Genomic DNA, 10,960 nt, shown 5'->3' on the forward strand with positions numbered 1-10,960 from the left:
GAGAGCGTCCGTGTGACACCCTGAGGGCGCTTCCGGAAAACGTAGCTGCACCCCAGGGGTTCCCGGTGTGTGCGTCTGTATGCAACCTGGCGGGTGCGTGGAGGTTTCGGCGGCCTCCGTAGTGACATCAGGGTGCCCGAAGCGAAGCGAGGGCGGGTGCCCCTGTAGGAACGAGGAGGGTGCCGAACCTCGAGCTAATCCCGCCGCGGGTGGTGCGTGGTTTGGGTGTGCGCCCCGTGCCTAGCGAACTGGGTGGGGGAGGGCTGTCGCGGTTTAGCGTGTTACGTGGTGGTTGGGTGCTTGCCGCGTATCAGAGTGTAACCCCGGTGAGAGCCTCGCCTAATCCTGCGGTAAACTGAAAGTTATGACTGCAACTCCGTTCTACATCACCACCGCCATCTCCTACCCCAATGGCAACCCGCACATCGGCCACGCCTACGAAACCATCGCAGCCGACGTGCTAGCCCGCTTCAAGCGCCTCGACGGCTTCGACGTGCGCTTCATGACCGGCACCGACGAGCACGGCCAGAAGATGCAGACCACCGCCGAGAAGCTCGGTAAGACCGCTAAGGAACTCGCCGACGAGAACTCCGCACGCTTCAAAGCAATGAACGACGCGCTGAACATCAGCTACGACCGCTTCATCCGCACCACCGACCCCGACCACTATGTCGCATCCCAGGCCATCTGGAAGCGCATGGAAGAAAACGGCGACATCTACCTCGACAAGTACGCCGGCTGGTACTCCGTACGCGACGAAGCCTACTACGCAGAAGACGAAACCGAAGTCCGCGACGGCCAGCGCTACGCCATCACCACCGGCACCGAAGTCGAATGGACCGAAGAAGAATCCTACTTCTTCCGCCTCTCCAAGTACGGCGACAAGCTCCTCGAACTCTACGCCAACGAAGGCTACGTCTACCCCGAATCCCGCCGCAACGAACTCATCTCCTTCGTCAAGGGCGGCCTCAACGACCTGTCCATCTCCCGCACCACCTTCGACTGGGGCGTACCCGTACCCGGCAACGACAAGCACGTCATGTACGTGTGGGTCGACGCCCTCACCAACTACCTGACCGGCCTCGGCTACCCCGACACCGACAACGAGCTGTTCACCAAGTACTGGCCCGCCGACCTGCACCTCATCGGTAAGGACATCACCCGATTCCACTCCATCTACTGGCCCGCATTCCTGTGGTCCGCCGGAGTCGAACTGCCCAAGCGCGTCTTCGGCCACGGCTTCCTGCTCGTCAACGGCGAGAAGATGTCCAAGTCCGTCGGTAACGTCGTCGACCCCGCAAACCTTGTCAACGCGTTCGGCCTGGACGCCGTACGATTCTTCCTCATGCGTGAAGTGTCCTTCGGTCAGGACGGCTCCTACTCCGAAGAGTCCATCATCAACCGCATCAACTCCGACCTGGCAAACAACCTCGGCAACCTCGCCCAGCGTTCCCTGTCCATGGTCGCCAAGAACTGCGGCGGTGCCGTCCCCACCCACGGCGAATTCACCGAAGCCGACCGCCAGATCCTCGACCAGGCGGCAGCCCTCTACGAGCCCGTCCGTGCAGACTTCGACGAGCAGGCATTCCACCGCGCTTTGGAACGCATCTGGACCGTCCTCGCAGACACCAACGCCTACTTCGCAGAGCAGGAACCCTGGACCCTGCGCAAGAACGGCGAACTCGACCGCATGAACACCGTGCTGTACGTAACCCTTGAGGTCGTACGCCAGGTCGCCCTGCTGCTGCAGCCCGTCATGCCCGACTCGACCGCCAAGCTGCTGACCCTGCTCGGTGTACCCGAAGGCGACGCACGCCAGTTCGCAGCCCTCGGCACCGCACTCGTGCCCGGCACCGAACTGCCCGCACCCGCACCGGTGTTCCCCCGCTACGAAGCACCCAAGGCATAACAGCTGCTTCTGCAATAGCGAATAGCGTATGAAAGCCCTCGGCTTCCTGACCCCGAATGGGGGGAGGAGCCGGGGGCTTTTCGCATACATATATATGTGTAGGCGCGGGCAGAGATGGGAGGCAGAGGTACGGGGTAGGGGTGCAGGGTGAGAACGCCGGTTGAGCCGCCACTCATCCTTAAGGATGATGCCGGTACCCTGCCCAGCCCGCCTCAGGCTCACCTCAGCCCGTGGAATGAGCGGGGAACCTGCGCATCCGCAGGTCAAGACCCGGTGAACACCCGCCAAAATCAACCTGGAGGATGAGAAAAACCCTGTAGTCAGCGCCATGCTGCGTGAAATAATTGAACTATGACTACGACAACTCCTCACGCACAGACGGCACAGGTCGCCGTCTCCGCACGAAACCTTTCCAAAACCTACGGCATGGGTGAAGCAACCGTCCACGCCCTCAACAACGTCTCCGTCGACTTTGAGCAGGGCAAGTTCACCGCGATTATGGGCCCCTCCGGCTCCGGCAAGTCCACGCTGATGCAGACCATCGCAACCCTGGACACCCCCGACCCGAACCCGGCAACCTCCATCCGTATTGGCGGTACCGAGCTCTTCGGACTGAAGGACAACGCCCTCACCGAATTCCGCCGCGAACACATCGGCTTCATCTTCCAGGCGTTCAACTTGGTGCCCACCCTCACTGCGGGCCAGAATATTGACCTGCCCCTGGGTCTCGCCGGTAAGAAGCCCGACCCGCAGTGGCGCGACTACCTGGTCAAGACCCTCGGCCTGGAAACCCGCCTCGACCACCGCCCCGAACAGCTCTCCGGCGGTCAGCAGCAGCGCGTCGCCATCGTGCGCGCCCTGCTCGCACGCCCCGAAGTGGTCTTCGCCGACGAACCGACCGGTAACCTCGACTCCAACTCCGGCGCCGAGGTGCTGCGTCTGCTGCGTGCCGCCGCAACCGACCACGCACAGACCATCCTCATGGTCACCCACGACGCAAACGCCGCCTCCTACGCAGACCGCGTGGTCTTCATCAAGGACGGCATGGTCGCCGGCGAAATGATCGAACCCACCTACGACGCCGTCCTCGGCGCAATGGCACAGCTGGAAGGTCGATAAGCCGTGGCAACCACACTGAACACGGTGGCGCGCTCCAATCTGCGCGCCTCCAAAGGAAAATACATTCTCACGGGCATAGGCATCGCGATCTCATCCTTCTTCATCGCCGCCATTATGATGCTCACCAACTCGCTGCAGGCGACCGTCAACTCCTCCGTAGGTGACGTGCTCTCCCGCGCCGAGGCGGTTGTCGCCTCCGCCGCTACAACCAGCGACGGTAAAGACAGCACCTCTATCTACCTGACCCGTGACCAGATTCAGAAAGTAGAAAAGAGCGACCTGCTCTCCGGCTACTGGGTTCAGTATGCCGTTTCGGGCGCGCTCGGTACCGGCGATCAGAAAACCCTCGTGCAGTACAACCAGCTGCCCGCCGACTCGAGCCTCTTCCCGTACAAGGTGCAGGGCAAAATCCCCGGTAGCGACCACGAAATCATGGTCTCTACCTACTTCGCGAAGAAGCACAACCTCTCGCTGAACGGCAAGGTCACCAGCACCGACGTTGTAGAATCCGTCAGCGCCCCCGGTACCGACAAGACCGCCGAATACACCGTCGTCGGTCTGTTCGACCCCGGTTTTGAAGGCTCCACCACCAATCAGGCTGTCTTCATTGGTGGCACCAGCCTCGGCGAAGCCGCCCTGAAGGCAGCTGAGGCAGAAAACAAGAGTTCCGCGGCAGGCTACCGAAGCATGGCTGGCGCGAACCTCATCTACCTCAAGTTCAAGGACGGCGTAACCGACGCCAAGCTCAAGAGCCTGCAGGAGTCCCTCAGCAGCGGCGACACAAAGAACGACCCGCGCGTCATGACCGGTCAGAAGCTGCTGGAGGACTACCAGAAGACCATCTCCACGGTCTTCACCTCCATTAGTGTGGTTCTGGGCGCCTTCGCGGCACTGGCTCTGCTGGTTTCCTCCTTCGTCATCTCCAACACCTTCGCGGTGCTGGTCGGCCAGCGCATCCGTGAACTGGCTCTGCTGCGTACCCTCGGTGCCCGTGGCGGCTCCCTCGTACGGATGCTACTCATCGAATCCATTACCGTGGGCGTGGTGTTCTCCCTCATCGGTGCGCTACTGACCTACCCGGTTGGCGCGCTGGTTGGTGCAAACCTCACCACCATCATGATTTCGTACTCAATCACCCCGGTGATTATCAGTACCCTGATCTGCACCATCGTGACGGTTCTGGCGTCGCTCTCCCCGGCACGAAGCGCCCTGCGCATCTCGCCCATCAGCGCGATGAGCGAGCACACCAACCTTGAGGTGCGCAAGCCCGGCAAGGTCGGCCCGATCCTGGGTCTGGTCTTCGGTGCCGCAGGTATCGGCCTGGCTATGCTGGCTCAGAACCAGGGTTCCGGTGAGGGTGCCGGCAATAAGGCCATCCTCTTCATGATGGGGGCCGCGCTGCTGCTCGGTATTGCGGTCTTCCTCCTCACCCCGCTGGTACTGCCCCCGCTGGTACGTGCCCTCGGTAAGGTCACCCGCACCCAGACCGGCAAGCTGGCGCTCGCCAACGCACTGCGTTCGCCCAAGCGCACCGTCTCCACCGGCCGCGCCGTGCTGGTGGGTACCCTGGTCGTGTCGACTGTGCTCACCGGTTACTCGGTGCTGAGCGCCTCGCTGACCAAGGCCCTGGATCAGCAGTACCCGATTTCTGCGCAGGCAAAGTACAGCTCGTACGACCAGTCCGAGGCTGCCTCCACCGTGACCAAGGCGGAGGAAATCGCTTCCAAGGTCAAGGGTATTAAGAACGTTCAGACATCCGCCGTCGGTTACGCAGCCGGTGTGGTTGACTACACCGTCGAATACGAGGGACAGACCGCCAACCAGAATTCCGACCTGGTGGCCTTGAGCTCCTCCGATTTGAAGGCAATCCTGCCGGGCGAAAACTCGAACCTTGCCGATGACACCGTGCTCGTACCGCAGGGCCTCTGGAAGTCCGCTGGGCTGAATGAGTCCAGCCGTCTGAAGGCACACGGCCCGCTCGGCGAAGTGGAACTCAAGCCCGTCAAGTCCGCAACCAAGCAGCACCTGCTGATTGTCAACCCTGCCACCGCCGCCAAGCTGCAGGACGCCAAGAACCCGCAGAAGGTTGCCAACCCTGCCGCTGAGGAAGCTCAGAAGCGTCTGGAAGAAGCAATCGCCAGCGGTGACAAGGAAGCTCAGACGAAGGCAGCTCACCTGACTGTCACCAGCCAGGCAACCGGTAACGACACCGTCGTTCTGGTGCGCGCCGCATCCCCGCTGACCAGTAGCGAGAACGCGACCCTGCAGGCTGACCTGAACCGAGCCAGCCCGGACAGCTCCTTCACCGGTGGTCTGCAGGAACGTCAGACCTACGACCAGCTGCTGACCGTTATGCTGACCTTCACTCTGGTGATGCTCATGCTCGCAGTGGTCATCTCGATTATTGGTGTGGCGAACACGATGACCCTGTCGGTCAACGAACGCCGCCGCGAGAACGCGATGCTCCGCTCGCTGGGTCTGTCCCGCAAGCAGCTGCGCCGCATGATTTCCATTGAAGCGATTCTGATTACGCTCGCCGCAGTGGTGCTCGGTATGGTTTCCGGTGGTGTGATTGGTAGCCTCTCGGCGCAGATTATTATGTCTTCCATGAGTGCTTCCGCCCCGCTCGTGCTTGACCTGCCGTACGTCTGGTACGTGGTCATCCTCATTGTGGGTGTGCTCGCCGCGATGCTCGCTTCGGCTCTGCCGGCGGCTCGTTCGGCTCGCATGTCCCCGGTTGAGGGTATGCGCGGCTAACCCGCTGTATCTGGCATAGTCACAGTACCTGGCGAACCCGGATACTCGGCGTGAGAAAGCCCCGGAGGGCGCCTCGATTAGGAGGCGCCCGCCGGGGCTTCACTGTGTCCTCTAGTCTGCAGTGCTCACTATTCTGTTGTGCTTGTACTCTCAGATTCTTGGAGCTGACCTGCAGCCTGGCTTTGCGCGTATGATGGGTGTATGAGCACTAGCCACCCCAATCTGCGTCGCGGGTACACGCTACCCCATGAAGCGGAGGTTCTTCAGATCCTCCGTGACGCTGGTGTGCGCCGTGCCCGACTCTTCGGCAGTGCCGCCCGCGGTGAGCTGACCGAAACCAGCGACCTGGATTTTTTGGTGCAGATGCCGGGTGTAGCCCCTTTTGACGAGTTCATGCAGATGGTCGATGCTCAGCACCGCATTGAACAGTTGACCGGTCGTAGCGTTGATATGGTCACCCGGTTGCGCCCCCGCATCTATGCGGAAGCAGAACCGGACATGGTGGAGCTACAGCTATAAGAAGTTGCCTGAGCTGATGAGCGACTTTGAACGAATCATCGACGAGATAGAAGTAACTACTTAACTAACAAAGCCCCGGATGGTGCCTCGAGAGGAGGCGCCCGCCGGGGCTTTACTGCGTCCTCTATGCTGTTGTGCCCTTATATAGGGGAGGGCTAGTGGGCGATGCCCGCCTCATACGCCATAATGACCGCCTGCACACGATCACGCGCACCCAACTTCGCCAACACATGCGACACATGAGTCTTCACCGTTGCCTCCGAAAGCACCAACTCCCGCGTAATCTCCGCATTCGACAAGCCGCGCGCAATCAAACCCAGCACCTCAAACTCACGCGGCGACAACTGCTCAATCAACTCACGATGCGGATAATCCTGCACAGGCTCGCTCTGATAAGAAGAATTAGCCGGGCTTGCAGGCTCAGCCGGAATGAAGGTTGCTTTAGGAAGCTCAGATGCTACAGCCGGGGGAGTAACTGGAACAGACCCGGCGGCAGGAGTGGCAGGAGCGGTAGGAACAACAGGAGCGGGGGAGTCCAGCACCGGAATCATCTGTTCCAACAGGCGGCGAGTCGCAGACGGCGCAATCACCGCATCGCCGCGGTGCACCGTACGAATCGCCTCCAGCAACTGCTCCGGCGGAGTGTCCTTCAACAAGAAACCGCTCGCACCCGCACGCACCGCTGAATACACGTACTCATCAATATCGAAGGTCGTGAGCATAATAATGCGCACCCGCTCATCCTCGGAAACTTCACGCTCGCCGTCACGCTCCAGGATGCGGCGCGCCGCCTCCAGGCCGTCGCAGTGCGGCATGCGCACATCCATGAGGATGATCTGCGGCGCCTGCCCCTCAGAGACCATGCGGTCAAAAACGTCAATAGCCGCCAGGCCGTCATCGGCCTCCATGACGACCTGCAGGTCCGGCTGGGAGTTGACGAGCATGCTCAAGCCGCCGCGCACTAGGCGCTGGTCGTCAACGAGCATCACGCGAATCGGCTGGGTGGTCTGTGGTGCAGAAGTCTGTGGTGCAGAAGAGTACATAGTTTCAATCCTAGATCACGAGGTAGTAGAGGGCACCGCTATTAGAGGTCGCGGTAGGGCAGCGCCGCCTCAACGAGCCAGCCGCCATCAGGCTGCAGACCGTATGTGAGGGTGCCGTGGTAGAGGGCGATGCGCTCGCTCATGCCGCGCAGACCGTTACCGCTACCGGGTACCGGGCGGGCAATGTGCTGAGCCGCGGCAGAGGAAACCGGGCCGTTCTGAACCCACAACTGCAGGCCGTCCTTACCCCAGTGAATGGCGACGGTGGTTGCGGCGCCGGGGGAGTGCTTGAGCGCGTTGGTGAGCGCCTCCTGCACGGTGCGGTACGCCGCCAGTTCGGCACCCTGCGGTAGGGTGCGTGCCATGGTGCCGGTGATTCCGGTGAAGGTGACGGGTAGCCCGGCGCGGCGGCTCTGCTCCACTAGGGCGGGCACATCGTTGAGGGTGGGCACGGGTGCGTAGGCGGTTGCCTCGTCTGTGCGCAGTAGCCCGAGTAGGGAACGCATCTGGGTGAGGGAGTCGCGTGCCGTGTCTGCGATGAGTTCGAGGGTCTGCTCGGCAATATCCGGTTCGCTCTGCTGAGCCTGACCCGGCTGCTCTGCCTGTTCAGTCTGCTGCTCTGCCTGCTGTGCCTGTTGTGTTTGCTGGGCGCGTGCGGTGCGGGTGCTCGCGGCTGCGTAGCGTGCCCCGTCCGCCTGGGAAATAATGCTGGAGAGCGAGTGCGCCACAATATCGTGCATTTCGCGGGCGATGCGGGTGCGTTCGTCCTGCGCTGCGAGGCGGCGTTCCTGTTCCTGCTCGTATTCGAGGCGGCGGGCGCGTTCTTTGAATTCCTCGCTGCGCAGTTCGCGCATGCGGCGGGAGTCGCCGAGGAACCAGAAGACGGTGAAGATGGATCCGCAGAGCACGCCGAGCATCAGGGAGATGAAGATGCGGGCGGGCATGTCGTCCCAGTGGTAGAGGAATGAGAGCGAGGCCTGCACGGTGACGGCGAGTGCGCCGACCCAGCCGAGAATGAGGCCGCGGAAGCGGGCGCGGCGGGTCCAGTGCCTGCCGATATGGTAGGCGGCGAGGCTGACGGGCGGGTAGCAGGTGATGGCGAGGGAGTCGGGGAAGGGCTCCACGAGGGTGAGGCAGAGCGCCGCGATGACCACGTAGATACTTGCGTAGGGGAACCGATAGCGGAAGTAGAGCGCGGTGGTGCTGCTGAGCGCGGAGATGACCGGGATCCAGCCGTAGCTGTTGACGAAGGCTGCGGAGAGTACGCAGCAGAAGAACTGCATGTGCGCAACGACGATGATGTTCATCCAGCCGCGTTTGTCTCTGAGGTAGTTTTGCACGCGGCTGGAGGCGCTGATTGCGTCGGCGGGCAGATCGCTGTTTTCTGAGCTGCCGCGGGTATGCGTTACGGCGTGGCCTGATTCGGCTGTCTCTGTGCTGTGCTGTGGGTTCTGCTGGGGTTCGGTGTGCTTGAGGGGCATGTTTCCAGTGTATCTGGGTGTTTGTGAGGGGTTGGGGGCCTCTTTTGTGCTCTCACATGCAGGAATATTCTGTGGGTTTGTGTGTGTGGGTGTGTGCTTGCGTGTGTGTGACACGCTAAAAACATCTATTTTTAGTGACCTTGATTACTTTTTTGTAGATTATTTATTCAACTAAAGCTTGAGGGTTTGGGGTTGTATGGGGTTCGAATTCGGGTTTAAGAGACCAGTAACTCCCTTAAGTAACCTATTTTGGTTGAAAAACCTTCAACTAAGGCGGAGAGTTTAAGGGAAACCCCCTCATCAAACCATTTTTGGAACCATTGCGGGATAGGTTCTTGATGGGTATAGTTTTAGCCGTACCCGAAATCTGCGCCCGAGGTCTAAGGCCTTACAGAACGAACACCAAGCGTTCTGAAGCGCGTCTCCCTATGTAGGGGAGCGGAGTACAGCATTATGTCGTTATCACCAGAGGTTAGGCGCAAGCCTACTTCACTCACTCGAATCTCATCAGGTGACGTTCTTCGCCGCGCACGACGGCGGGTGATAACTTTTATTCCTCAAAATGACATCACTCTCGAAGGACATACATGTCTACTAACATTTCTCGCCGCAAGGTTGTCGCTGGCGCAGCATGGGCTGCTCCGGTTGTCGCAGCATCTGCTGCAGTTCCCGCTTTCGCTTCCTCCACTGTTTGTGAGTGGGAAGAGACCGTAGCTTACTCCGCAAACGGCGCCGCATCCGGTGCTAAGGGCACCGCATCCTTCGTCGTTCCCGCACTGGTCGACAAGATCAAGTTCGAGGTCGTCGGTGGCGCTGGTGGTACCAACTACGACGATATGGCAGCAGGTTCCGGTGCAAAGATCACCGGTATCATCGAGGTCAAGCCCGGCCAGACCGTTCAGCTCATCGGCGCAGCCGGTGGTATCGGTAACGGCCCCCTGACTGCAGCTGAGGGTGGTGAGGGCTACGGTAACGGTGGTTCCTCCAACCTGCCCAACCCCATCCCCTCCAGCATCATGCAGCAGGTCAACACTATTTGGCCCGCTAACTCCCCCCTGAAGCGTATTACCTACTCCGCATCCGGTGGTGGCTCCTCCGCTCTGGTCATCAACGGTACCCCCGTTGCAGTTGCAGGTGGCGGCGGTGGCGCTGGCTTCATCAACAACGGTGGCGCTAACAACAACCCCCAGTACATGGAAGCTGGCGCAGTGACCGCTTCTTGGCAGTGGCCCTCCGGCGCAAAGCGCAACGGCAACATCATCTTCGGTTCCACCGGTGGTTCCGCTGACGGTGCATCGGGTTCTGCAGGTCTTGAAGGCTTCGGTATCTACGACGCTGACAACTCTATCCGCGAAACCGTTGAGGCCGGTGAAGGTGGCGCAAACGGTATCGGTGGTAACGGTGGTGCTAAGACCGCTCTGCACACCGGCAAGTCCCCGAACGGTGTTCTGGGCTTCTCCTCCGCCAACAACCAGGAGATTTACCAGTCCTCCAAGTCCGGTAACAATGGTGGCTCCGGCTTCACCGGTGCCGGTGGTGACGGTGTAGCATCCTACTCCTACCTGATCGACAACAACGATCGCACCAAGAAGGAAGAGGGTACCCACAACGGTACCGGTTACGCTCTCGAGTACTCCTCCATCGGCTTCAACTTCAACGGCTACGAGTCCGTCATCTCCGCAGGTGGTGGCGCAGGCTACGGTGGCGGTGGCTCCGGTGCTTCCAGCTCCTCCTCCGCAATCGTTCTGACCCAGAAGTGGAACAACAACCCCAACGGTATCCGCCAGAACGTCTCCTTCGGCCAGCTCGGCGGCGGCGGCGGCGCAGGTGGTTCCTACGTTGCTCCCGGTGTTTCCGGCGGTACCATTACCTCCGCAGGTAACGCTCCGACCGCTCGTAGCGAACGTGGCAACGGCTACGTCAAGGTCACCCTCTGCAAGCGCACCGCGTAATTGCATAGACCTTTAGGGCTCTCACTCTGAGTGAGAACTCGTAACGATATTCCCCGGCTGATAATTCAGCCGGGGAATATTGTTTTAACCGGTAGAGGCTGAACACCACAGAATCCAGAACCCCAGACTTCAGGAGGCGGGTCTGGGTCAAGGCACTGCCGGGCAGAGACTGGGGGGGGG

7 protein-coding genes are annotated in these 10,960 nt (G+C 60.7%); 5 read left to right on the forward strand and 2 right to left on the reverse strand.

Annotated features, from left to right (window positions below; genetic code table 11):
- The first annotated feature begins 364 nt into the window (after positions 1 to 364).
- The 4 genes from metG to HMPREF2712_RS05940 all read left to right on the forward strand — a co-directional run bounded on the left by metG (position 365) and on the right by HMPREF2712_RS05940 (position 6,304).
- The gene (gene metG / locus HMPREF2712_RS05925; protein WP_049349808.1) at positions 365 to 1,909 is read left to right on the forward strand and encodes a methionine--tRNA ligase; all 1,545 of its coding nucleotides are present in this window, start codon (positions 365 to 367) and stop codon (positions 1,907 to 1,909) included.
- A 351-nt stretch (positions 1,910 to 2,260) separates the two neighbouring features.
- Complete coding sequence (locus HMPREF2712_RS05930) at positions 2,261 to 3,028, forward strand: ABC transporter ATP-binding protein (protein ID WP_005507396.1); 768 nt, start codon at positions 2,261 to 2,263, stop codon at positions 3,026 to 3,028.
- 3 nt (positions 3,029 to 3,031) lie between these two features.
- Positions 3,032 to 5,785 (forward strand): ABC transporter permease, encoded by a 2,754-nt coding sequence (locus HMPREF2712_RS05935; protein ID WP_070819504.1) that lies wholly within the window; start codon positions 3,032 to 3,034, stop codon positions 5,783 to 5,785.
- A gap of 201 nt (positions 5,786 to 5,986) precedes the next feature.
- Complete coding sequence (locus HMPREF2712_RS05940; RefSeq protein ID WP_070819505.1) at positions 5,987 to 6,304, forward strand: nucleotidyltransferase family protein; 318 nt, start codon at positions 5,987 to 5,989, stop codon at positions 6,302 to 6,304.
- 155 nt (positions 6,305 to 6,459) lie between these two features.
- On the opposite strand, the gene HMPREF2712_RS05945 is transcribed toward HMPREF2712_RS05940, so the two are convergent.
- Together HMPREF2712_RS05945 and HMPREF2712_RS05950 are read right to left on the reverse strand one after the other, a co-directional pair.
- The gene (locus HMPREF2712_RS05945) at positions 6,460 to 7,347 is read right to left on the reverse strand and encodes a response regulator (RefSeq protein ID WP_070819506.1); all 888 of its coding nucleotides are present in this window, start codon (positions 7,345 to 7,347) and stop codon (positions 6,460 to 6,462) included.
- A gap of 41 nt (positions 7,348 to 7,388) precedes the next feature.
- Complete coding sequence (locus HMPREF2712_RS05950) at positions 7,389 to 8,828, reverse strand: histidine kinase (protein WP_210401010.1); 1,440 nt, start codon at positions 8,826 to 8,828, stop codon at positions 7,389 to 7,391.
- Positions 8,829 to 9,415: 587 nt separating this feature from the next.
- On the opposite strand from HMPREF2712_RS05950, the gene HMPREF2712_RS05955 reads away from it, so the two are divergent.
- Positions 9,416 to 10,780 carry a hypothetical protein gene (locus HMPREF2712_RS05955; protein ID WP_070634759.1) on the forward strand — a complete coding sequence of 455 codons (1,365 nt, stop codon included), beginning with the start codon at positions 9,416 to 9,418 and terminating at the stop codon, positions 10,778 to 10,780.
- Positions 10,781 to 10,960 lie beyond the last annotated feature (180 nt).

This window comes from Rothia sp. HMSC064F07, from assembly GCF_001837265.1.
Classification (GTDB): domain Bacteria; phylum Actinomycetota; class Actinomycetes; order Actinomycetales; family Micrococcaceae; genus Rothia; species Rothia mucilaginosa.

What these genes read in the sequence shown, in the direction of transcription:
- HMPREF2712_RS05950 (WP_210401010.1), bottom strand. Translation starts at nt 8,828, where the DNA reads ATGCCCCTCAAGCACACCGAACCCCAGCAGAACCCACAGCACAGCACA.
- HMPREF2712_RS05930 (WP_005507396.1), top strand. Translation starts at nt 2,261, where the DNA reads ATGACTACGACAACTCCTCACGCACAGACGGCACAGGTCGCCGTCTCC.
- HMPREF2712_RS05955 (WP_070634759.1), top strand. Translation starts at nt 9,416, where the DNA reads ATGTCTACTAACATTTCTCGCCGCAAGGTTGTCGCTGGCGCAGCATGG.
- HMPREF2712_RS05940 (WP_070819505.1), top strand. Translation starts at nt 5,987, where the DNA reads ATGAGCACTAGCCACCCCAATCTGCGTCGCGGGTACACGCTACCCCAT.
- HMPREF2712_RS05945 (WP_070819506.1), bottom strand. Translation starts at nt 7,347, where the DNA reads ATGTACTCTTCTGCACCACAGACTTCTGCACCACAGACCACCCAGCCG.
- metG (WP_049349808.1), top strand. Translation starts at nt 365, where the DNA reads ATGACTGCAACTCCGTTCTACATCACCACCGCCATCTCCTACCCCAAT.